This is a genomic window from Streptomyces sp. NPDC046977 (assembly GCF_040644455.1).
In the GTDB taxonomy this organism is placed as follows: domain Bacteria; phylum Actinomycetota; class Actinomycetes; order Streptomycetales; family Streptomycetaceae; genus Actinacidiphila.
The window spans coordinates 12,023-34,573 of the sequence record NZ_JBEYWO010000014.1; the positions used below are offsets into that span (position 1 = coordinate 12,023).

Below are 22,551 nucleotides of genomic sequence, written 5' to 3' on the forward strand. Positions count from 1 at the left end.
GAGCGGCGTGCCGCGACATCCAGTCGCGGCACGCCGCCTTTGTGCGCCCTGCCCGTTACGGGTTACGGGTTGCGCGTGATGGTGAAGGTGGACGTGGTGTTCTTGATGTCCTGGTAGTTGTCGTTGAACTGCAGGTTGTTGAAGGTGACCGAGCCGACCGCCGGACCCTGCCCGGACTCCGGCATCTCGTTCGCCCACAGGCCGAAGCCGGACTTGGCGTCGAAGGCGTCACCGCTGCGGTGGGCACCGCTGATGGTCACGTTCGTGAGGACCGTGTCCTTGATCGGGTTCTGCGGCTGCCCGCCGACGTAGTTGGTCTGGAACATGATCCCGCTGTACGTCGGGTCCACGATGTCCACGTCGCTGACGCGGATGCCCTGGAAGACCTTCGAGGCCGAGAAGAGCCAGATGCCCGGGAAGGTCTGACCGCCCCAGAAGTGCCCGCCGGCGCGGACGATGGAGACGTTCTGGATGGTGGTCGGTTCGGTCCCGAAGCCGTTCATCGCGTAGCCGAAGTCCAGCGAGCTGATCGTGACCCCGGAGTAGACCAGCGTGTCCGCGATGAGGATGTTGCGGAACGTGTTGGCGTAGCCGCCGTAGACCGCGATACCCGCGGCACGCCAGGTCAGCAGGGACGTCAGGTTCTCGTACAGGTTGTTCTTCTCGTCCGCGCCGCCCGCGTCGATCGCGGAGAAGAGCGCGAAGCTGTCGTCACCCGTGGCACGGGCCTCGATGTTGTCGAGGTGGTTGTCCGTGCTGCCGTTGGTCATGTTGACGCCGTCGGCGAAGGTGTCCCGGATACGGGAGTTGGTGATGGTGACGTTGTCGGTGTTGGCGCCCCAGTAGAGGCAGACCGTGTGCTCGTTCCAGACGTTGTCGATGGTGATGTTGGCGACGTTCGCGAAGTCGAAGACCTTGCCGGGACCGTCGATGCGGGAGGTGTAGTTGCCGAAGAACGCGAAGCCCGAGAAGGACGAGCCGTTGGCCGTGGAGTCCGCGCGGAAGCCCGCGTCGGTGTTGGACTGGCTCGACGGGGTGTGGAAGCGGGTGTACCAGGGACCGGCACCGATGATCTTGACGGCCTTGCCGTAGACCTGGAACTTGCTGGAGGTGTCGTAGTCGCCCGGCGGCAGGTAGACGCCCTTGAGCGTGCCGGTCGTGTCCATGCGCGCCTTGTCCAGGGCGTTCTGCACGTCCTGCTGGCCGAAGCCGGTGGGCGCGGTGTACGCCGCGGGGTCGGGGTTGGCGATCGGCGCGACCTGCTCGGTGTTGACGAAGTCGACCGCGTAGGTGGTGCTGTTGGCGGAGTCCTTCTGCAGCTTGATCTTCGCCCCGGCCGGCACGGTGGTGCCGAGCATCATGTTGGCCTCGTCGTAGATGTGGCGCGGGCTGCCGTCGCCGGGGCTGTTGCCCGGGGCGGTCTCGTTGCCGTAGAGCCACGCGTACTTCGAGGTCAGGTCGACGGCCTTGAGGAAGGTGCCGTTGACGTAGACGTTCAGGGTGGAGTTGATGCCGCCGCCGCCCGCGGCGTCGGGGATGGAGTAGCGCACGACCAGGGTGTTGGTGCTGGCCTTGGTGGTGAACTCCACCGAGCTGCCCGTGCTGTTCAGCGTGACGGCCTTGCGGCCCGAGGCCTCGCCCGCGAGGTCGCCGACGGTGCGGTTCGGGCCGACGACCTGCGCGCCGCCGCCCAGGACGCCGTCCTCGGCCTCGTACATGTCGTACGGCATGTTGGCGCCGCGCCCGACGAACAGGGACTGGGTGCTGGTGTTGTTCTGCTGCTTGACCGCCAGCTCGTTGGCGTCCGCGGCGATCACCGTGCGCACGGTGTACTTGCCGTTGACCGCCGTCCAGGTGCCGAGGTTCATCGGGCTCGCCGTGCTGCCCGCCGCGATGGCACCGCTGTAGGAACCGGTGAGGGTCTTCACGACACTGCCGGAGGTGGTGTCGGTGACCGTCACGGTGATGCCGTGCGCGCCGCCCGCGGAGGCCACGGTGCCCTGGTTCCTGATCGCGACCGAGAAGGTCACGGTGTTGTTCTTACCCGGGTTGCCCGGCGTCCAGCTGGACGGCGCGGCGACCAGGTCCGAGCTGTCGACCGGCTTGACGACCAGCGGACTCGGGCTGGCGTAGGCGTTGTTGGTGTCGTTCTGCTCGATGACGGTGTTCGCCTCGTCGACCGCCGCGCTCAGCGGGTAGCTGCCCGCGTCACGGGTGCCGATGTTCGCCGTCACGGTGGCCTGGCCGCCGGCGGCCAGCGCGCCGACGGAGGCGGTGCCCACCTTGGTGGTGCCCAGGTAGAAGTTGACGTTCGTGGCGCCCGACGCCAGCTCACCGATGTTGCGGACGGTGGCGGACAGGGTGACCGCGTCCGTCTCGACCGGCGCGCTCGGGCTGACGCCCATGGCGGAGACCGTCAGGTCCGGGTTCGGCGCCGGGGTGCCGATCACCTGGAACTCGGCGACCTGTCCGCCGCCCGCTCCGCTGTTCGCGGTGAACGTCAGCCGTACGTCGGCGACGCGCGCGCTGACCGCGATGGTCACCGTGTTGCCCGAGGCCGGGTTGAACGTGTAGTCCGTCGCGGCCTTGAGGCTGGTGAAGCCGGTCGCGCCCTGCTCGCGGCCGAGCACCTGGATGTTCTGGGTACGCGTGCCCCAGGCACCGTCGGGGTTGAGCTTGACCACCACCGAGGACACGTCGGCGTTGGCGCCGAGCTGGACGGTCAGCGTGTTGGGGTAGCTGCCGCCCGCGCCCTCCCAGTACGTCGTCACGCTGTTGTCGTTCGCGTTGGTCGCGACGAAGTTCTGGGTGGTGGAGGAGGCCGTGATCGGCTTGCCGACCGCCATGTTCGAACCGGGGCCGGTGGGGGACCCGTTGCGGATGACGGTGGCGCTGGCGACGCTGCGGTTGCCGGCGGCGTCCTTGGCCTTGACGTAGTACGCGACGGTCGCCGAGTCCGGCTGGGTGTCGGTGTACGTCAGCGTGCTGCCGGAGACCGTGGTGCGCAGCTGGTCGTTGGCGTACACCTCGTAGCCGGTGACGCCGACGTTGTCCGAGGAGGCGGTCCAGGTGAGCTTGACCTGGCCCGACGCGGGCTGCGTAAAGGCGAGGTTGCCGGGCTGCGAGGGCGCCTGCGTGTCGCCGGTGTCGCCGGTGCGGGTGACGGTGTTGCTGTTGCCCGACTGGTTGCCGGCCGCGTCCTTGGCGCGCACGGCGTACGTGACCGTGGCGGAGTCGGGCTGGCTGTCGGTGAAGGTCGTCACGTTGCCGGCGACGCTCGTGCGCAGCATGCCGTTGGCGTAGATGTCGTAGCCGGTGACGCCGACGTTGTCGGTGGACGCGTTCCACGTCAGCCGGATCTGGCCGGACGCGGGCTGCGTGTACGCCAGGCCGGTGGGCGCGGACGGCGCGATCGTGTCGCCGGTGGCCGGTCCGTAGATTTCCAGCTCGGAGAGCTGGGCGGCAACCCAGCCGGTGTTGGCCGTGACGTTGACCCGCAGGTAACGCACGGTCGCCGAGGTCAGGTTGACGGTGACCGTGTTGTTGCTCCCGGGGCTGAACGCGTAGTCGCGGGACGCCACCAGGTCGCTGAAGTTCGACCCGTCCGTGCTGCCGCGCAGCGACAGCGTCTGCGTCCGCGCCTCCCACGACGGCGGCAGCTTCAGCACGACCTTGCTGACGGCCACCGAGGAGCCGAGGTCGGCCTGGAGCCACTGCGGGAAGGCGTTGTTGGTGCTCTCCCAGTACGAGGCCTGGTTGCCGTCGTTGGCGTTGGCCGGGGTGTACGGGGCATTGCTGCCGCTCGCGGTCAGCGTCCGGCCCTGGGCCAGGTTGTCCGTCGAGGATGCGGCACCGTGCACCTCGAGCTCGGAGACCTGGGCGGCGGACCAGCCGGTGTTGGCCGTGATGTTCAGCCGCACGTACCGGGTGGTGACGGCGGAGAAGCCGATGGTGACCGTGTTGCCCGCACCGGGCGCGAAGGTGTGCGCCGCCGAGCCGGAGAGCGTGGAGAAGGTGTTGCCGTCCGTGCTGCCCTGCACGGCGAAGGTCTCGTCGCGCGAGCCCCACGGTGCGGGTAGCTTCACGACCACCTCGTCGACGTTGACACCGCTGCCGAGGTCCACCTGGACCCATTGCGGCAAGGTGCTTCCCGCGCTCTGCCAGTACGTGTCCTGGCTGCCGTCGGTGATATTGGCGACCCCGTACTCGGCGTGCGAACTGCTCGCGGTGGCCGCTCTGCCCGCCGCGAGGTTCGGCCCGCCGGCGGCCGTGGCGGGCGGCGCCGACAGGCCGAGGACGACCATGCCCGCCGCGATCACCCCCGCCACCAGCCGCTGGACCAAGTGCTTCCTTCGCATGTCGTCCCTGTGCCTCTCGTGTGTCGGTGACCGAGAAGTTGCGTTGATCGCTCATGAAATTGCGTTAACCGTGGCGATAGTTGCAGAGCAGATTGCGGGCGTCCATGCCTACGACCGGGCCTTTTGATATGGACGCGACAGGCTTGCGCTGCTGTGCCGTGCAGCCGACACGTACTTGCGCGTGCATGCAAGATTTTGCGCAATTCGCAATTGCCCTTGCCTCGGCCAGTCGCCTTCACTACGCTCCCTGGGCTTCCGGCACGGCCTCGTCCGCATGTTCGGACGCCCGCATTCCGGCCGGCGCCGCCCTTCCCACCGCGCGCTGCGCGCCTTTCGGGGCGGTTCGCGCGGGGCCGCGCCCGTTGTGCTGCCGCGGCACGGGGCGCCTGGCTGACGGACCCGACAACCGAGACCGCGGCGCGGGCCTCGGGATGCCCGGCGTCACCGACGGGACGGGACGGCGAGGCTGCTGGTCGTGGGTTTCGGGCAAAGTGCTTGGCGTCGGCGGCGGGGCGTGACAGCGGCCGGCCACGGGCGCAGCCCGGAACGTTCGCGGAGGGCTGGGCCGTTTCTTTCGGATCTTGCATGATGATCGGCATGAACACGGAAACCTGCGACCCGGCCGAGTTGGCCGCCCTCCGTGAGATCTTCGTGCCCCGTCCCGAGGCGTCGCCGCCGGCCGGCTGGGAGGCGGTGCGGTTCTTCGAGGCGGAGCACGGCATCACGCTGCCGGAGCCGTATCGCACGTTCGTGGCGGAGGTCTGCGACGGCCTGCGGGCCGGGCCGCCCTACTACGGTCTGCTGCCCTTCGCGCAACCGCCGTCGGATTGGGGCTCCGACCGCCCCGAGCGCCTGCTCGCGGAGCCGTTTCCCCTCAGGTCGACGTGGATGTGGGAGAACAACGAGGAGGGCGAGGAGGCATTGCCGGAGCAGGAGCTCGAGGCCCGGATGGACGCCGTGTTCGATCACGGCTCCCTGTTGCTGGGCACCGACGGCTGCGGCATGTACTGGCACCTGGTCGTCACCGGCCCGCAGCGCGGTCACGTCTGGCTGATCGACGAGTACGGCGCGATGCCCTTCGGTACCTCGCCGAGCACCTCCCCGATGCCCGGCACCCCTGGTTTCACCGGATGGGTAACCCACTGGGCCCAGGGCCGTTCCTGGTTCGCCGGTCCTCCGGGAGATGATCCGAAGGAAACGTCCTAGGCGCCGGTGCGCAGCGCCTGGCGGACGGACCAGAGGACGGAGACGAGGGGGACGGCGACGACCGCGCCGATGACGCCGGCCGCGATGGCCCCGCCGATGACGCTGAGGGCGACCACGACCGGGTGCAGCCGGACGGCCCAGCTCATCACCAGGGGGTGCAGGACGTGGCCCTCGATCTGGCCGATGATGACGATGAGGGCGATGACGACCAGCGCCACCAGGGGCCCCTTGGAGGCCAGGGCCACCACCGCGGCCACGGCGAGCGCGATCGGCGAGCCGATGAGCGGCACGAACGCGGCGAAGAACTCCAGCAGGGCCAGCGGGAGGGCGAGCGGCACGCCGAGCGCGTAGAGGGCGAGGCCCACCAGGACGGCGTTGGTGCCGGCCACGAGCACGATGCCGTGCGTGTAGCCGGTGAAGGTGCGCCATGCCGCCGTGCCGCCGATCGCCACCCGTTCCCGCACCGACAGCGGCAGTTGACGGCAGAACCAGGTCCACTGGCGGTCGCCGGAGTGCAGGAAGAAGACCGAGCAGAACAGGGCGAGCGCGAGGACCGTGCCCACCTCGATGAGCCGTCCGGCGCCGCTCAGCGCGGTGCTGATGAGCGTCGAGCGGTGGCTGGACAGCCAGTCGCCGATCTTGGACTGGAGGTCCGTGAGGGCCTTCGGGTCGAGCCGGAACGGCGGTGCCTCCAGCCAGCGTTCGATTCTGGACAGCCCGGCCCCGAACTCCTTCTGCAGTCCCTCCTGTTCCTGGGCGACCGCCTCACCGACCAGGGCCAGCACGCCCAGCACCAGGACGATGCTGCCGAGCAGCGACGCCGCGACCGCCAGCGGCCTGGGCATCCACCGCGCGAGCAGGTCCGCCACCGGCCGGAGCATCGCCGTGCCGACCAGCCCGAGGAAGACCGCGACCGCGATCTCGTGGAAGCGGCCCAGGACGGAGAAGATCCCGTAGACGACCACGCCGACGACGATGAGCCGCCAGCTGTACGCGGCCGCCGTGTTGAGCGCGGGAAGCACCCGGGGCCCGGCCGTGCCGGGGGAACGGCCGGCCGCCGCGCGGCGGCTCGTGCGGATGCGGTCGCGGCGGCCTGTCGGCGGCATGCCCGGGTCCGGGCCGCCCTGCGTGTGCGCTCGCCTGGGCATGTGCCCGCCACCACCTCCCGTACGCCTGGGCTCGTACCACCGCTCCGCGCCCCCGCAACGTGCCGCGGGCGTCATTCGCCCGAAGGCACCCACGTGCGCAGGGGGCGGGCAGTAGCCTCACCCGGGCGCTCCGCGCCCGTTCCGCACCCTCACCGGAGGAGACCGCCGTGGCATCGCCGTACAGGCATTCCGCACCGTACGCACAGGGCAAGCTCGACGTCGGCGACGGCCAGCTGATCCACTGGGAGGTCAGCGGCAACCCGGAGGGCAAGCCCGCGGTGTGCGTGCACGGCGGTCCGGGCTCCGGCGGCAAGCGGGGTGCCCGCAACGGCTTCGACCCGGAGCTCTACCGGGTCGTCATATTCGACCAGCGGGGGAGCGGGGAGAGCCTGCCGCACGCCTCCGACCCGGGCGTGGGCCTCGCGGAGAACACCACCGAGCACCTGATCGCCGACATGGAGCGGCTGCGCGAGCACCTGGGCATCGAGCGCTGGCTGCTCTACGGCGGCTCCTGGGGGTCGACCCTGATCCTCGCGTACGCCGAGCGCCACCCCGAGCGCGTCACCGAGATCATCATTGTCGGGGTGACGACGACCCGGCCCGAGGAGACCGACTGGCTGTACCGCGGCGTCGGCCGCCTGGTGCCCGGCCCCTGGGAGGCATTCCGCGACGCGCTGCCGCCCGAGGACCGGGACGGTGACCTGGTCGCCGCCTACAGCCGGCTGCTGAACAGCCCGGACGAGGCCGTGCGCGCCAAGGCCGCGCGGGACTGGTGCACCTGGGAGGACGCGGTCATCGCCCACGAGAGCCTGGGGAAGCCCGGTGCCTACAGTGACCGTGCGGACGACGCGCTGATCGCGTTCGCGCGGATCTGCGCGCACTACTTCTCGCACGACGCCTGGCTGGAGGACGGGCAGCTGCTGCGTGAAGCCCACCGGCTGGCGGGCATCCCCGGCGTGCTGATCCACGGGCGGCTCGACCTCGGCAGCCCGCTGACGACCGCGTGGGAACTGGCCAAGGTGTGGCCGGACGCGGAGCTCCAGGTCATCGACGACTCCGGTCACACCGGCAGCCCCGCGATGGAGCAGGCCGTCCTGCGGGCCGTCGAGCGTTTCTCGGGGCGCGGGCGCTGATCCGCGCCCGCGGTGTCACCTCGTTGTGCGGTGCTGCCACCATCCGCCGTGCCCGCGCGGCACCCGGTGCTCCGGCGCGGTGGCGGTGGGTGCCGTGCCGGCCGTGTCGTCGGCCGGTGTGTCCGTGGCCGGGGGCTGCGTCGCCGGGGGCGGCGTGTCCGTCGGATCGGGGCTCGCCGGCGGGGTGCTGGGTGCCGGCTCGCTGGGCGCGGGCGGGGTGGCCGGGGGCGTGTGCGCGGGGTGGGTGACCACCGGTGACGGACTGACCGAGGGATGCGCCGGGTGGGTCGTGTGCGGCGCGCTCGGGGACGCGTGGTGCGTGGGCGCGGCCGGCTTGGTGGGGGTGGCGGACCGGGCGGGCTTGTGGGTCGCCTTCGCGGGGGTGGACGCCGCCGCCTTCGGGGACGGCGACTCGTGCGCGGGCTTGCCGCTCGTGGCGGTGCCGTGCTTCTTGCCGGGTGCCTTCCGCTCGCCGTGGACCGGCCGGTCGAGGCCCTTGCCGGGTACGGCGTCGGGGCTGGGCGAGGTGGTACGGGACGCGGGCGCCGGGGAGACGGCGGCGGGCCTCGGCTTTCCGGCGGCCTCCGCGGGTTCCTGGAAGGACTGCTGCAGCGCCCAGGCGGTACCGCCGAGCGCGGCCGCCGCGGCGACGGCCGCCGTCGTCACCTTCCACCGCAGGGACCGACCGCGGCGGTGCTTTGCCTGGTTGCTGCGTGGGGAAACCATGGGAGGACAAGGACCCTTTCGAATGTGCCCCCCGCCCGGTTGCCCCATCGCCGCGTAAGCGAACGAGGCCGGATATGTGTGGACTCTGCGGCAGTGGGCGCGCGGAGCGCAAGGCCTTCGGGTCGGCACGCGGCGGTCCCACCAGGCGTGATTCCGTGAAAGCGCAGGTCAGAGCGGTGATCGTGGTGCCCGGTGGGCCGGTGTGAGGTGTCCCACGCCGGCCGGGCCGGGCCGTCCGCCGGGCGGAGCCTTTTATTCCGCCTCCGGCGGACCGGACGCTGAGGTCATGGTCACACGCCCATAATCATTGATATGGATCAACCGTCGTGTACGTTCAATTTCGCCCCGAACCTGTGAGGCCGGGGTGAAGGCCCTGCGCTCTGTGAGGGAGGCGCAGGAGGCCGCGCCCGTGGGGACGGTAAGTGCGGCTGACAGGACACGGCTGTCGCCCTGTCCGCCAGGGCGGGTGGCCCGTCATCGCGCGTGGGGACGCTCGGACGTGACGGCCACCCGCTCTTCGCGTACCGCCCGCGGTGCCTGCCGGAGCCGGCCGGGGCTCCTCAGGCCTCGTCGCAGGGGGGAGCGACCGGAGAGGTCCTGACCCGGGCCAGCAGGCCGCGCAGTGCGGTGAGCTCCTCGGGGGCGAGGTCCGCGAAGAGTTCGCTCTCCACCTCGTGAAGGGCCTTCTCCACCCGCGTCAGGGTGTCGGTGCCCGCCTCGGTGATGGTGACGATGTGGCGCCGGCGGTCGGCCGGGTCGCGGCGGCGCTCCAGGAGACGGCAGGACTCCAGGTCGTTGAGGATGCCGACCATGATGCTGGGGTCGACGCCCAGTTCACCGGCGAGTGCCTGCTGGCTCATGTCGCCCGACCTACCGAGCAGCATCAGCGTGGTGCCCTGACGGGGTGCCAGTCCGCAGACGGCGAACGCATGGTGCACGCGGTCCTTGGCGACGGCTCCGTGACGGGCCAACAGGAAGCCGAGCCGGTCCAGCGGATCGGATGCGGGGTCCCGGTTCGCGTTCTCGTGTCCTGTCACGTCGGTCACCGTATCAAGCGGGAAACCATCCGTCGGCGCGGATCGTTGCCGCCCTTCAATGATAGGTCGTGGCGGTGGCTCAGGCGGCGGCCGAAGGGCCGCCGTGCCGGGCGATCGCCGCCAGTTCGCCGGCCGCGCCGGTGGGCGGGCTGGTCCGGGCATGGACCAGCCGCAGGGCGCGGGTGAGATCGAGGTCACGTACCGGGACGGCGACCACGGTGCCGTTGGCCAGCTCGGCCGTGAGCGCGAGCGAGCTGAGGACCGCGGGGGCGACCCCGTCGGCGACGGCGGTCTTGATGGCGGTCGTCGAGGGGAGTTCGAGCAGCGGCGAGGCGAGGGGGACCGCGCCCACCCCGTCGAGGGCACGTTCCAGATAGCGCCGGGTGCCGGAGCCGCGCTCCCGGGCGACCAGCGGCGCGGCGGCCAGCTCGCCCGCGGTGATCCCCGAGCGGCGCCGGGCCCAGGGGTGGGCGGGGGCCACGATCACCGTGAGCTCGTCGTGTCCCACGGTGCGGGCGGTCAGCCCGCGCGGGACGTCGGGGGCCTCGACGAATCCGAGATGGGCCCGGCCCTCCCGCACGGCGGCGGCGACCTCGTCGGAGTTGCCCGCGGCCAGGGCGACCGAGGTGTGCGGCGCACGGACCCGCAGCACCGCCAGCCACTGGGGGAGCAGGTACTCGGCCACCGTCATGCTGGCCGCCACCTGGAGCCGGCTCCCGGTGGTGCCCAGCAGCGAGGTCACGCCCGCGTCCAGCGAGGCCGCGGCGTCGACCGCGGTGCGCGCCCAGTCGGCGACCAGTGCGCCCTGCTCGGTGAGCCGTGAGCCGCGCGGCGAGCGCTCCAGCAGCGGGAGCCCGAGCCGGCGTTCCAGATGGCGGAGCCGGGAGCTGGCCGAGGGCTGGCTGATGCCGTGCGCGCGGGCGGCCGCGCCCACGCTGCCCAGGCGGGCGACGGACAGCAGCAGGTCGTACGCCGCCAGGTCGCTCACTCGCTCGGGCAGGGGCATAGGCCGAGTCTATGACCCCATCGCCGAATGATCCCTACCGGCGTCCGCGGGGCGACGGGAGGCTGGGGCCATGCACCCCTCGCTCACCGCCCCGCCCAGGGCCGGCGCCCACCCGCGCACCGGCCTGCTGCGGGAGCTGGACCACCCCTCCCAGCTCTTCCGCGACCTCGGTCCCAACTGGTACGCCTCCGTCATGGGCACCGGCATCGTCGCCGTTGCCGCGGCCGGCCTCCCCGTGCACGTGCCGGGGCTGCGGACGTTCGCCACTGTCGTATGGGCCCTGGCCGCCGCCTGGCTCCTCCTGCTCACCGCCGCCTGGTCCGTGCACTGGACGCGCCACCCCGAGCGCGGCCGCGCGCACGCCGGCCACCCGGTCATGGCGCACTTCTGGGGCGCCCCCGCGATGGCGCTGATGACGGTCGGCGCGGGCACCCTGACGCTGGGCTCCGCGTGGATCGGCGAGCGCCCGGCGCTCGTCGTGGACGTGGTGCTCTGGTCGGCGGGCACCCTGCTGGGGCTGGTGACCTGGGTGTGGATCCCGTACCGCGCCATGACCGACCACCGCGTGACCGAGGACGCGGCCTTCGGCGGCTGGCTGATGCCCGTCGTGCCCCCGATGGTGTCGGCCGCCACCGGCGCCGCGCTGATCCCGCACCTCGCGCCGGGGCAGGGACGGCTCACGCTGCTGCTGGCGTGCTACGCGATGTTCGGTATGAGTCTGATCGCGAGCTTGATCATCATCACCCAGGTGTGGAGCCGGCTCATGCACCACAAGACGGGCCCCGCCGCCATGGTGCCGACGCTCTGGATCGTGCTGGGACCGCTGGGTCAGTCGGTGACCGCCGCCAATCTGCTCGGCGGGGCGGCCCGCTCGGTTCTGCCGCGTCCCTATGCCACCGGCGCCGAGGTGTTCGGCCTGCTGTACGGGGTGCCCGTCTGGGGCTTCGCGATGATGTGGCTCCTCCTGGCGGCCGCCCTCACCGTGCGCACCGCGCGCCGCGGCCTGCCGTTCTCCCTGACCTGGTGGAGTTTCACCTTCCCCGTCGGCACCTGCGTCACCGGCACGAGCGCGCTCGCGCTGCGCCTGCACGCGACCGCCTTCCAGGGCGCGGCCGTCGTGCTCGGCACCCTGCTGCTCGTGGCATGGATCACGGTGGCGGCGCGTACGGCGCGGGCCGCCGCGCGCGGCGGCATCTTCCTTCCTCCGGTGCCCGCGCCTCAGGGCTCGCCCGTCAAGGCCTGATGTTCTGGTTGAGGTGGAAGAGGTTGCCCGGGTCCCGGGCCCTCTTCACCTCCACCGGGCGGTCGTGGTCGCCGCGGTAGTTGGCCCGGACGCGGCCCTGGTCGTCGCCCGCCGTGAAGTTGACGTAGCGGCCCTCCTGGGAGTGCGGTGCGATCGCCTCGTAGTAGCCGCGCACCCAGGCGATGTTGGCGTCGTTGGCCGCGGCGTCGGGCCGCATCCCCGCGATGACGGCCACGAAGGAGACGTCGCGGTAGGCGAAGGCGGTCGTGTCCGGGGCGACCCGGTGGCAGGCGCGGTCGATCGGGTAGATGTGGACGGCGGTGTTGACCGCGGGCAGCCCGGGGGCGTGCGCGACATGGGCCGCGATGGCCTGGTCGGTCAGCTCGGCGGCGAACGCGGCCTTCCAGTAGTGCTGGAGGCCGGGCGGCAGGATCGCGTCGAAGAGGCTGTTCATCACCGGGTAGGGCATCGGGCCGACGTGCTCGGCGGCCACGGGTGCCGCGTCGCGGAACGGGCGCAGGACCCGTTCGCCCTCCTCCGGCGGCCCTGCCCAGCACGCCACGAGGCCGACGAACCGGTCGCCGTGCCGGCCCTCGGGGATGAACGGCAGCGGCGGCGCGATGTGGAACGCCGGGAAGACGCAGAGCCGTTCCGGGGCGGCGGCGATGGCCCCGCGGTAGGCGCGCAGCACCGTGGCGGCGTGGTCCGTCTCGTAGAGCCCCCTCCCGCTGCCCCCGCACTTCTCCCACGCTACGCCGCCGGGGCGCGACCTCAAGCGGAACGGGTGTTGGTCTAGACCTTGACAGGTATAGGCCAATCCGGTTCATTGCTCAGTGCGAGACGCAACTCCCCCCACACAAGGAGCAGTTACGGTCATGCGACGCACTCTGGCACTCCTCACCACCCTCGCGGCCGCCGCCGGCATGGCGGTGGCCATCCCCTCCGGAACTGCCTCCGCCGCCACCTGCGCGGCCGCGTGGAGCGCATCCTCGGTGTACACCAACGGGATGACGGCCTCCTACGGCGGCCACAACTGGCAGGCCAAGTGGTGGACCCAGAACGAGACGCCCGGCACCACCGGTGAGTGGGGCGTCTGGGCCGACCAGGGCACCTGCGGCGGCGGTGGCACCGACCCCGGCAACCCGGGCAACCCGTCCGGATTCGTGGTCAGCGAGGCCCAGTTCAACCAGATGTTCCCGGGCCGGAACGGCTTCTACACCTACAGCGGCCTGGTCGCGGCCCTGTCCGCGTACCCCGGCTTCGCCAAGACCGGCAGCGACACCGTCAAGAAGCAGGAGGCCGCGGCCTTCCTCGCCAACATCGCCCACGAGACCGGCGGCCTCGTCTACATCGTCGAGCAGAACACGGCCAACTACTCGCACTACTGCGACTGGGGCCAGCCCTACGGCTGCCCGGCCGGGCAGTCCGCGTACTACGGCCGCGGCCCGATCCAGCTCAGCTGGAACTTCAACTACAAGGCCGCCGGTGACGCGCTCGGCATCGACCTGCTGCACAACCCGTGGCTGGTCGAGCAGGACTCGGCCGTGGCCTGGAAGACGGGCCTGTGGTACTGGAACACCCAGAGCGGCCCCGGCACCATGACCGGCCACAACGCGATGGTGAACCAGGCCGGCTTCGGCCAGACGATCCGCTCCATCAACGGCTCCCTGGAGTGCGACGGACGCAACCCCGCACAGGTCCAGAGCCGGGTGGCCAACTACCAGCGCTTCACCCAGATCCTCGGCGTCCCCGCGGGGAACAACCTCTCCTGCTGAGCGCCGGCGCACGTGGACGCAGGGACGGCGGCCCCTGCGCCCACCGGCGGGGCCCGGTCCCGTCAGCCGCGGACGCGTTCAGCTCAGCAGGCCGCGCACCCGGTCCATCCGGGGCCGCGCACGGTCCGCGTCCCGCCGCTCGGCGGCGGCCCGCGCGTCCTCCGGCGCTTTCCACACCGCGTGCAGCGCCTGCCAGAAGTCCGTCCACGCCTCCGACTCGGTCATGCCGAGCCCGACAACGCCGGTGTCCCGGCACGCGACGCGATAGCCCTCACCGGTCATCTCCACCGACACCTGGCGCTCCACGTCCCACCACCGCCTTTGTGGCACCTTCCCCTGCCAGCCTCCCCGCGGGCCCGCGAGGCTCGCAACCCGGGATGCGAAAGCGTCCGGGCGCCGGCCCACGGCCGGCGCCCGGACGCCCGGGTGCGGGAGGTCAGACGGCCGCCAGCGGGCCCTCCGTGGCCATGCGGTGCTGCATGGCGGTCAGCCTCCGCACGAAGACGATCGCCAGGACGGCGGCGGCGAGGTCCAGCGTGGTCGCCACGGCCATGTCGAGCGCCGCGCTCTGCACGGCGTCCGGGACTTCGGCGCCGGAGTACATCTGGGAGGCGACCCGGTCGACGATCAGACCGAGGATCCACACGAACCACCACGCGGTGACGATCCCCGTCCGGGCGGGACGCCACGAACCGTCCGGAGCGCGCTGCGTGCTGGCGGTCCAGGTGTCACGGGCGATCCGGTACGGGATGAAGAAGTTGCCGATGGGGACGAACCATCCGCCGATGGCCCAGCCGCGGCCCTTGTCGAAGCCGCTGGGTGAGAAGACCTCGCCGTTGCCGCGCACCCGGTGGAACCAGATGATGAAGACGACCGCCGTCGCCACGAGGCCGATGCTCTGCAGGAGCGCGGAGAGCCCCACGAGCACATCGGCCGGGCCGGCCTCGCTGACCGCCGCGAGGTCGTCCGGCGACCACGTACCGGCCGTGATGTACAGGTTGATGTCTGCGGCGATCACGAACAGGTCGATCGCCATCGCCAGTCCGAGCAGCGCGGTGACCGCGTTCGCCAGGCCCAGCGGCGACCGGAGCACGCCGGGAACGGTCTGCGGTGGCGGCGTCGGTGTCAGGCCGGACGGGTAGTGCGGGACACCGCCCGGCGGACCGGCAGGGCTGATGGACATGACGAAATCCCCCCAAGGGATGGTGTGCGAGTGGTGCGCCCGCCGCGGGCGGGCAGGCAGGAACATATGTCAGCGGGCCGCCGGGCGTCCACGTGGATTCGTGTGCCACCGACGCGACCGACGCCACCGTGTCACACGCCGTCGGCCCTGCGGACCAGCAGGAACGCCTGCGGCGTCCGTTCGACGCCGCTTGCCGCCCGCACCAGGCACGCGGTCTCGGTGAATCCCGCTTCGGCCAGCAGCGCGGCGACGCGGTCCGGCGGGTGGCGGTGGACGTCCAGCGTGACGGGGTGGCCGTAGGCGTGCTCCAGCCGGACGTGCCCGTCGCCGGCCTTGAAGGCGAGGAGCAGGTGGCCGCCGGGCGCCAGGACACGGTGGTACTCGGCGACGACGGCCGGCAGCTCCCGCAGCGGGGTGTGCACCGTGGAGTACCAGGACAGGACGCCGCCGAGCCCGCCGTCCGGCAGGTCGAGCGCCGGCATCGCGCCCACGTCGAACCGCAGGCCGGGGTAGCTGCGGCGGGCCACCTCCACCATGCCCGGCGACAGGTCGACGCCGAACGCGTCGAGCCCGAGTGAGGCGAGGTGCGCCGTGACCCGGCCCGGTCCGCAGCCGAGGTCGGCGACGGGGCCGGAGCCGCCGGCGCGGACGAGATCGGCGAACGCGGCCAGCATCGCCTGGTCGAGCGGGGGTTCGGCGAGGGTGGTGCCGAAGAACCGGGCGTAGTCGGCGGCGACGGTGTCGTACGAGGCGCGGACGGCATCCAGGCGGGAACTCTCAGTCATGGGCGGGGTCATGGGCGGCGACGATAGACGGCGGTACCGACAACGCCCCCGTACGCCGCGGGTGCCGCGGGCGGGCCGACGGGCGATCGGCGGGCCGAAGCGCGACGATGGAGCGGAAGCCGACCCCGGGAGGCACGGATGAGCAGCGAGCCGCACCGCGTCCGCGAAGGCGAAGGCGACCACGGCCGTGAGGTGGCCCGATGACCGCGGCGCCCGGCGTACCCGGTTCGCCCGGCCCCTCGGGCCTCGCCGGCCGGACGGTCGTGGTGATCGGCGCGAGCGCGGGCATCGGGCTGGAGACCGCGCGTCAGGTACGGGCGGCGGGCGGCGGGCTGATCCTCGTCGCGCGCGACCCGGAACGGCTGGAGCGGGCCGCGCTCGAGCTCCGGCCGCAGGCGACGGCGGCGTTCGACGCCAACGACACCGACCGCGTCGAGGAGTTCTTCGAGGCATTGCGCGAGCCGGTCGACCACGTGATGGTCACCGCCGGCAGTCCGGCCTACATGCCGCTCGACGGCATGGACCTCACCGCCGCCCGCCGGCAGTTCAGCGACCGCCTGGGGATGACGCTCGCGGTCGCCCTGCACGGCCGCCGGAAGGTCAGGGCCGGGGGAACGCTGCTGTTCATGGGCGGTACCGGCGCCCGGCGCCCCGGCGTCGGCATGTCCGTCGTCGGTGCCATGACGGCGGCGCTGCCCGCCCTTGTCGCCAATCTCGCGCTGGAGATCGCGCCGGTCCGGGTCAACGCCATCGCGGCGGGATTCGTGGACACGCCGCTGTCGGCCTCACTGCTGGGCGACCAACTCGACGCGCGACGGGAGGAGTTGCGTTCCAAGCTCCCCATCCGGCGGGTCGTCGGCCCGGGCGACGTCGCCTCCCTGGCGCTGCACATCATGGCCAATGACGCGCTCACGGGCGCGACCTACGACATCGACGGCGGCCAGCAGCTCCTTCCCCACTGAACCGGCTGAGCCGGGCGGTCAGACCAGCGGGGGCCCGCCCGACAGTTGGGGGTACAGCGCCTCGGGTCCCGCGGCCAGCGCCGCCTCGACCTGCCGGCTGACGTCGTCGGCGAGCACCTCGTCCAGTCCCGCGTCGACCCCGTCGACGGCCGCCCGGGCCACCACGGCGGGATCGGCCTTGGGGCCGGGGATCCGGGCGGCCATCTCCGTCGCGAGGTAGCTGACGTGCACGGCGGTGACCTGCGTGCCCTGCTCGGCCAGCGCCACCCGCAGGGCGTTGGTCACGGACCACTCGGCGGACTTGGCGGCGGCGTATCCGGCGCTGGCCGGGACCGACACCCAGGACAGCACGGACAGGACGTTGACGAGCGCGCCACCGCCGTTGCGGCCGAGGACCGGTGCGAAGGCCCGGCACATGGCGAGGGTGCCGAGGACGTGCGTCTCGAACTCCTTGCGGAACGAGTCCAGGTCGGAGGTGAGCACATGCGCCCGGGTGGTCGACCCCGCGTTGTTGACGAGGAGCGTCACGTCCTGGGCCTGCTCGGCCGCCGCGCGCACGGACTCCTGGTCGGTGATGTCCACGGCGACCGGAACCGTCCCGGGCACGGTGACCTTCCCGGGATCGCGCGCCCCGGCGTAGACCTTGGCCGCTCCCGCCTCCAGGAGCGCCCGCACGAACTGCTCTCCGAGTCCGCGGTTGGCGCCGGTGACCAGAGCGACCGACCCTTGGATCTTCATGGGGTACCTCACCATCGGTGGACTGCGAGGCCGTGGAGCGATGTCGCAGCAGCGCCTGAGCGTGGGGCGCCGCTCCCATCTCCAACGTAGGGCGCACCTGTCCCGGCGACCACCCGGACCTCAGGACCGGGGTGCCGGCCGCCCGCTGTCCGTGCCCGCCCCGGCCCGTCGGCGCGGGGTAGTTACGGGCAATTGATTAAGCTATTGTAATTAATCATGGATGACATTCCGCCGGTGGCGGACGACCCCACGGAGGTCGGAGCGGCACTCCGGCTGGCCGTGGGCCGGATCGCGCGCCGACTGCGACAGGCACACGCCGTGGGGGACGTGACACTCTCCGAGGTGTCCGTGCTGGCCCGGCTGGACCGCGAGGGGCCGGATTCCCCCGGGTCGCTCGCCGAACTGGAGCGCGTACGCCCGCAGGCCATGGCCACGACCCTCGCGGGCCTGGAGGAACGGGGACTGGTCAGCCGCCGCCCGGACGCCGCCGACGGCCGCCGCGCCGTCGTAACCGTGACGGACGCCGGCCGCAAGGTGCTCGCCGACCGGCGCTCGGAGTCCGTGCAGCGACTGGGCGCCGTCATCCGGGCCGAGTTCACCGACGACGAACGGCATCAACTGCTGGCCGTGCTGCCGTTGCTGGACCGGCTCGCGGAGCGGCTGTGAAGGGCGCGGCGGCCGGCACGACGGCCCGCCCCGAAGGCACCGGACGGCCGGAGGACGACGGCCGCTACAAGTGGGTCGCGCTCTCCAACACGACGCTGGGCGTCCTGATCGCGACCATCGACGGCTCGATCGTGATCATCTCGCTCCCGGCGATCTTCCGCGGCATCGGCCTGGACCCGCTGGCGCCCGGCAACATCGGCTACCTGCTCTGGATGATCCTGGGCTACCTGCTGGTGTCCGCGGTCCTCGTGGTCGCGCTCGGCCGGCTCGGCGACATGTTCGGCCGCGTCCGCATGTACAACATGGGCTTCGCGATCTTCGCCTGCGCCTCGCTGGCGCTGTCGCTCGACCCGTTCAAGGGCGGCTCGGGCGCGCTGTGGCTGATCGGATTCCGCGTCGTGCAGGCCGTCGGCGGTGCGATGCTCACGGCCAACTCCGCGGCCATCCTCACCGACGCCTTCCCCTCCAGACAGCGCGGAATGGCGCTCGGCATCAACCAGATCACCGCCCTGGCAGGGCAGTTCCTCGGGCTGCTCGCGGGCGGGCTGCTGGCCACGATCCACTGGCGCGCGGTGTTCTGGATCAGCGTCCCCATCGGCATCGTGGGCACCATCTGGTCGTACCGCAGCCTCCGCGAGACCGGCGTCCGCAGACCCGGCCGCATCGACTGGATCGGCAACATCACCTTCACCGCGGGAGCGGGCGGGCTGCTCGCCGCGATCACCTACGGCATCCAGCCCTACGGTGGTCACCCCACCGGCTGGACCAACCCCTGGGTGTTCGGCGGCCTGGCGGCCGGGGTCGCGCTGCTGCTGGTGTTCTGCGTGGTCGAGACCCGCATCGCCGAACCCATGTTCCGCCTCGGCCTCTTCCGTATCCGGGCCTTCGCGGCCGGCAACCTGGCGGCGCTGCTCATCTCCGTGGCCCGCGGCGGGCTGCAGTTCATGCTGATCATCTGGCTGCAGGGCATCTGGCTGCCGCTGCACGGCTACGCCTTCGAGGACACCCCGCTGTGGGCGGGCATCTTCATGCTGCCGCTCACCGTCGGATTCCTCATCGCGGGCCCCGCCTCCGGCTACCTGTCGGACCGCTTCGGCGCGCGGCTGTTCTCCACGACCGGACTGCTGCTGGTGGCCGCCGGATTCGTCGGGCTGCTCATGCTGCCCGTGAACTTCCCCTATCCCGCCTTCGCGGGCCTGCTGCTGCTCAGCGGTATCGGGCAGGGCATGTTCTCGGCGCCCAACACCTCCGCGATCATGGGCAGCGTGACGCCGGACCAGCGCGGGGTCGCCTCTGGCATGCGCTCGACGTTCCAGAACTCGGGTACCGCCCTGTCCATCGGGCTGTCCTTCTCCCTCATGATCTCCGGCCTGGCCGGCTCGCTGCCCGGCGCGCTGGAGAGCGGTCTGCGGAGCCAGGGCGTGCCCGCGGGCACCGCGAGCCAGGTGGCCGGACTGCCCCCGGTCAGCACGCTGTTCGCCACCTTCCTCGGCAACAACCCCATCAGCCACCTGCTCGGGCCCAGCGGCGTGCTGCACTCCCTGCCCCGGCCCAACGTCGACGCCCTGACCGGCAACGGGTTCTTCCCCGAACTGGTCTCCGGGCCCTTCCACCACGGGCTCGTCACGGTCTTCACCGCCGCCACGGCGATGTCCCTGATCGCCGCCGCCGCCTCGGCGCTCCGCGGCAAGCACCACAAGGCCGCACCGGGCACACCGGCCGGCACCGACGAAGGACAGGAAACAGAAGCATGGCGCACAGCGCACTCCTCGTGATGGACGTCCAGCGGGGCATCGTCGACCGCTTCGCCACCGACAGCGACTACCTGCCGCGCCTGCGCGGTGCCGTCGACGCGGCCCACGCCTCTGGCATCCCGGTCCTGTACGTCGTCATCGGCTTCCGCGACGGGCACCCCGAGGTCAGCCCCCGCAACAAGACCTTCAGCGCGCTCGCCGGCACCGGGGCCTTCGCCGAGAGCGACCCCGCGGCGCAGATCCACCCCGACGTCGCCCCCGAGCCCGGCGACCTGGTCGTCACCAAGAAGCGCGTCAGCGCCTTCGCCGGCAGCGACCTCGACATGGTCCTGCGCGCCCGCGGCATCGACAGCCTCGTTCTGAGCGGCATCGCCACCAGCGGGGTCGTCCTGTCCACCCTCCGCCAGGCCGCCGACCTGGACTTCGGCCTCACCGTGCTGTCCGACGGCTGCCTTGACGCCGACCCGGAGGTGCACCGCGTGCTGACGGAGAAGGTCTTCCCCCGGCAGGCGGCCGTCGTCTCCGTCGACGAGTGGGTGCTCGCCGTCAAGAACTGACCGTGCGCCGCGCCCCGGGGACCGGGTCCGGGGCGGGCGCGCGGGCGTACCGGGGGGCGGGGCCGGTCAGGCGGTCCCGCCCTCCGGTACGCGTACCAGGTGCACCGCGGTACTCGCCCAGTCCCGCGCGGGCAGGTCCAGCGAAAGCCCGTACCCCGTCAGGACCGCGGCGTGATGGACGGCGCCGGTGCGGGCGTCGCGGTAGCGGGCGCCGGGAGTCAGGCCGGCGAGTCGCACGGGCCGCTGGGGCGTGCCGTGGGGGAGCGGCGGGCGCCAGGCAAGCAGCAGGGCCTCCTCGCCGTCCGGGGAGGCGTACTGGACGACGGTCGGTCCGTCGCCGTCCGGTCCGGCCGGGCGGTGCAGGATCCCGTGCTGGACGATGTGACGGACCGTCTTGTACTCCGCGACCAGCTCCGCGGCCTCGGCGAGGTCGTCCTCCGGCCAGCGGCTCAGGTCGCCGCCGATGCCCAGCAGTCCGGCCATCGCCACATGGAAGCGGAAGCGCAGCGGGACCGTGCGGCCGGTGAGCTGGTTCGGGACGTCGGTGACCCAGGCGGCCATGGTGCGGGCGGGGTAGATCTGGGTGTGGCCGTGCTGGATGCGGGTGCGGTCGGCGGCGTCGGTGTTGTCCGAGGTCCACGCCTGGTCGGTGCGGGCCAGGATGCCGAGGTCGACGCGGCCGCCGCCGCCGCTGCACGCCTCGATGCGCAGGTCCGGGTGGTCGGCCCGGAGCCGGTCGAGGACGCCGTAGAGCTGGTGCACGTACCCGGTCCACAGGCGGTCGGCGCCGCCGTCGCGTTCCGGCCAGCCCGCCTCGCTGAAGGCGCGGTTCATGTCCCACTTGAGGAAGTCGATGCCGTGCTCGGCGACCAGGCGGGTCAGCCAGCCGTACGCCCAGTCGGCGACGTCGCGGCGGGCGAAGTTGAGCACCAGCTGATTGCGCAGCTCGGTGCGCGTACGGCCGGGGACGTGCAGCACCCAGTCGGGGTGCTCGCGGTACAGGTCGCTGTCGGCGTTGACCATCTCCGGTTCCACCCAGAGGCCGAACTTCATGCCGAGCCGGTGCACTTCGCCGACCAGCGGGCCGAGCCCGTCCGGGAAGCGGTCCGGTGAGGGCGTCCAGTCGCCCAGTCCCGCGCGGTCGTGGCGGCGGCCGCCGAACCAGCCGTCGTCGACCACGTACAGCTCGACGCCGAGCGCCGCGGCGCGCGCGGCGAGCGCGGCCTGCGCGGCAGGTTCGACGTCGAAGCCCGTCGCCTCCCAGGAGTTGTAGAGCACCGGCGCCGTCTCGCGCGGCCGGGGCAGGACGTGCGCGAGGGTGTACGCGTGCCAGGCGCGGCTCGCCGCGCCGAAACCGCCCTCGCTGAAGAGCCCGGCCATGACGGGGGTGGTGAACTCCTCGCCGGGTGCCAGCCGCAGGCTCGCGCCGTCGTGGCCCGCGCCGCCGGTGAAGCCCGCCCGGCCGTCGGGGATGCGCTGCGCGGTGATGCGCCAACTGCCGCTCCACGCCAGGGCGGCGCTCCACACCCGGCCCTGCTCCTCCGTCGCGTCGCCCGCGTCGAGCATGACCCACGGGTTCGCGTGGTGGCTGGTGACGCCGCGCCGGCTGCTGAGGACGGTCTCGCCGGCCGGGAGCGGCTCGCGGTGCAGCCCGTTCTCCGCGGACCACTGGCCGGTGACGTGGCTGAGCCGGTAGCCGGGCAGCGCGGGCAGCGTCCAGGCGGCGGAGTCGGCGCGCGGCAACGCGAGTTCCTGGTCGCCGGCGTTGCGCAGGACGGTCCAGCGCTCGACGACATCGGTGTCCTCGTGGACGCGGTAGTGGAGCGTCACCTCCAGCGGGTACCCGCGGTCGCGGTAGGCGAGCGCCAGCTCGGCCGTGCCGGGCGTCGATGCGTCGAGCCGGTGGCCGGCCGGCTCCCACTCGAAGGCGCGCGAGCCGTCGGGGAGCCGGACTTGGAGCGACGGCACCCCGTAGCGCGCGCCGCCGTCGACGGGAAGCTCCTCGCCCACCGCGGGGCGTCCTTCGAAGCTGCTGGCCGGCGGAGCGAGGGGAGCGGCCAGTTCCGCCGCCTCCGCGAGAGTCAGCCGCGGTCCCCAGGCGACGTGACACGGTGCCCCGGTCTCGTCGGTCCGCAGCGCGTACGACGTGCGCGCGGTGGAGAGCAGCCAGACCCCGGTGTGCGGGGCGAAGGAGATCAGGGCCATGGGTCCTCACGTTCGGTCGACGCCACAAGGCGAATGGCGAAAGCCAATCGTGACCTTTGATCAGCTGTC

19 protein-coding genes are annotated in these 22,551 nt (G+C 72.2%); 8 read left to right on the forward strand and 11 right to left on the reverse strand.

Annotated elements, in window-relative coordinates; genetic code table 11:
* Positions 1 to 62: 62 nt before the first annotated feature.
* Positions 63 to 4,358, reverse strand: coding sequence for a discoidin domain-containing protein (locus ABZ883_RS21525; protein WP_360908296.1), 4,296 nt, complete (start codon positions 4,356 to 4,358; stop codon positions 63 to 65).
* A 585-nt stretch (positions 4,359 to 4,943) separates the two neighbouring features.
* Between ABZ883_RS21525 and ABZ883_RS21530 the strand changes: the two genes are divergently transcribed.
* Complete coding sequence (locus ABZ883_RS21530; protein ID WP_360908298.1) at positions 4,944 to 5,564, forward strand: SMI1/KNR4 family protein; 621 nt, start codon at positions 4,944 to 4,946, stop codon at positions 5,562 to 5,564.
* On the opposite strand, the gene ABZ883_RS21535 is transcribed toward ABZ883_RS21530, so the two are convergent.
* Positions 5,561 to 6,712, reverse strand: a complete 1,152-nt coding sequence (locus tag ABZ883_RS21535; protein WP_360908300.1) for an AI-2E family transporter — start codon at positions 6,710 to 6,712, stop codon at positions 5,561 to 5,563. The genes ABZ883_RS21530 and ABZ883_RS21535 overlap by 4 nt on opposite strands.
* Positions 6,713 to 6,879: 167 nt before the next feature.
* On the opposite strand from ABZ883_RS21535, the gene pip reads away from it, so the two are divergent.
* A complete protein-coding gene (gene pip / locus ABZ883_RS21540) occupies positions 6,880 to 7,845 on the forward strand; it encodes a prolyl aminopeptidase (protein WP_360908302.1) in 966 nt (321 codons plus the stop codon).
* 15 nt (positions 7,846 to 7,860) lie between these two features.
* Here pip and ABZ883_RS21545 read toward each other — a convergent pair whose 3' ends face one another.
* The 3 genes from ABZ883_RS21545 to ABZ883_RS21555 form a co-directional block, all read right to left on the reverse strand.
* On the reverse strand, positions 7,861 to 8,511 hold the full coding sequence (locus ABZ883_RS21545; protein WP_360908304.1) for a hypothetical protein: 651 nt from the start codon (positions 8,509 to 8,511) through the stop codon (positions 7,861 to 7,863).
* Between the two features lie 620 nt (positions 8,512 to 9,131).
* The gene (locus tag ABZ883_RS21550; protein ID WP_360908307.1) at positions 9,132 to 9,608 is read right to left on the reverse strand and encodes a MarR family winged helix-turn-helix transcriptional regulator; all 477 of its coding nucleotides are present in this window, start codon (positions 9,606 to 9,608) and stop codon (positions 9,132 to 9,134) included.
* A gap of 79 nt (positions 9,609 to 9,687) precedes the next feature.
* Positions 9,688 to 10,614, reverse strand: a complete 927-nt coding sequence (locus ABZ883_RS21555; protein WP_360908309.1) for a LysR family transcriptional regulator — start codon at positions 10,612 to 10,614, stop codon at positions 9,688 to 9,690.
* Positions 10,615 to 10,684: 70 nt separating this feature from the next.
* On the opposite strand from ABZ883_RS21555, the gene ABZ883_RS21560 reads away from it, so the two are divergent.
* Positions 10,685 to 11,857: a TDT family transporter gene (locus ABZ883_RS21560; RefSeq protein WP_360908311.1), complete on the forward strand. Its 1,173-nt coding sequence runs from the start codon at positions 10,685 to 10,687 to the stop codon at positions 11,855 to 11,857.
* Here ABZ883_RS21560 and ABZ883_RS21565 read toward each other — a convergent pair.
* The gene (locus ABZ883_RS21565) at positions 11,847 to 12,632 is read right to left on the reverse strand and encodes a BBE domain-containing protein (RefSeq protein ID WP_360908313.1); all 786 of its coding nucleotides are present in this window, start codon (positions 12,630 to 12,632) and stop codon (positions 11,847 to 11,849) included. The genes ABZ883_RS21560 and ABZ883_RS21565 overlap by 11 nt on opposite strands.
* Positions 12,633 to 12,732: 100 nt before the next feature.
* Here ABZ883_RS21565 and ABZ883_RS21570 point away from each other — a divergent pair, with 100 nt between their 5' ends.
* The gene (locus ABZ883_RS21570; RefSeq protein WP_360908315.1) at positions 12,733 to 13,632 is read left to right on the forward strand and encodes a glycoside hydrolase family 19 protein; all 900 of its coding nucleotides are present in this window, start codon (positions 12,733 to 12,735) and stop codon (positions 13,630 to 13,632) included.
* Positions 13,633 to 13,710: 78 nt separating this feature from the next.
* Here ABZ883_RS21570 and ABZ883_RS21575 read toward each other — a convergent pair whose 3' ends face one another.
* The 3 genes from ABZ883_RS21575 to ABZ883_RS21585 all read right to left on the reverse strand — a co-directional run bounded on the left by ABZ883_RS21575 (position 13,711) and on the right by ABZ883_RS21585 (position 15,600).
* A complete protein-coding gene (locus tag ABZ883_RS21575; protein ID WP_360908317.1) occupies positions 13,711 to 13,938 on the reverse strand; it encodes a hypothetical protein in 228 nt (75 codons plus the stop codon).
* Between the two features lie 130 nt (positions 13,939 to 14,068).
* Positions 14,069 to 14,815 (reverse strand): DUF4328 domain-containing protein, encoded by a 747-nt coding sequence (locus tag ABZ883_RS21580; protein WP_360908319.1) that lies wholly within the window; start codon positions 14,813 to 14,815, stop codon positions 14,069 to 14,071.
* A 131-nt stretch (positions 14,816 to 14,946) separates the two neighbouring features.
* Positions 14,947 to 15,600: a class I SAM-dependent methyltransferase gene (locus ABZ883_RS21585; RefSeq protein WP_360908321.1), complete on the reverse strand. Its 654-nt coding sequence runs from the start codon at positions 15,598 to 15,600 to the stop codon at positions 14,947 to 14,949.
* A gap of 200 nt (positions 15,601 to 15,800) precedes the next feature.
* On the opposite strand from ABZ883_RS21585, the gene ABZ883_RS21590 reads away from it, so the two are divergent.
* Positions 15,801 to 16,562 (forward strand): SDR family oxidoreductase, encoded by a 762-nt coding sequence (locus tag ABZ883_RS21590; RefSeq protein WP_360908323.1) that lies wholly within the window; start codon positions 15,801 to 15,803, stop codon positions 16,560 to 16,562.
* 18 nt (positions 16,563 to 16,580) lie between these two features.
* Here ABZ883_RS21590 and ABZ883_RS21595 read toward each other — a convergent pair whose 3' ends face one another.
* Entirely contained in the window at positions 16,581 to 17,300 is a 720-nt protein-coding gene (locus ABZ883_RS21595; protein WP_360908325.1) for an SDR family oxidoreductase, read from the reverse strand.
* 216 nt (positions 17,301 to 17,516) lie between these two features.
* On the opposite strand from ABZ883_RS21595, the gene ABZ883_RS21600 reads away from it, so the two are divergent.
* From ABZ883_RS21600 to ABZ883_RS21610, 3 genes are all read left to right on the forward strand, one after another.
* Positions 17,517 to 17,966 (forward strand): MarR family transcriptional regulator, encoded by a 450-nt coding sequence (locus tag ABZ883_RS21600; protein WP_360908327.1) that lies wholly within the window; start codon positions 17,517 to 17,519, stop codon positions 17,964 to 17,966.
* A 95-nt stretch (positions 17,967 to 18,061) separates the two neighbouring features.
* A complete protein-coding gene (locus tag ABZ883_RS21605) occupies positions 18,062 to 19,741 on the forward strand; it encodes an MFS transporter (protein WP_360908688.1) in 1,680 nt (559 codons plus the stop codon).
* The gene (locus ABZ883_RS21610; protein ID WP_360908329.1) at positions 19,717 to 20,277 is read left to right on the forward strand and encodes an isochorismatase family cysteine hydrolase; all 561 of its coding nucleotides are present in this window, start codon (positions 19,717 to 19,719) and stop codon (positions 20,275 to 20,277) included. The genes ABZ883_RS21605 and ABZ883_RS21610 overlap by 25 nt, the downstream gene beginning before the upstream one ends.
* A 66-nt stretch (positions 20,278 to 20,343) precedes the next feature.
* Here ABZ883_RS21610 and ABZ883_RS21615 read toward each other — a convergent pair whose 3' ends face one another.
* Positions 20,344 to 22,482: an alpha-galactosidase gene (locus tag ABZ883_RS21615; RefSeq protein ID WP_360908331.1), complete on the reverse strand. Its 2,139-nt coding sequence runs from the start codon at positions 22,480 to 22,482 to the stop codon at positions 20,344 to 20,346.
* Positions 22,483 to 22,551 lie beyond the last annotated feature (69 nt).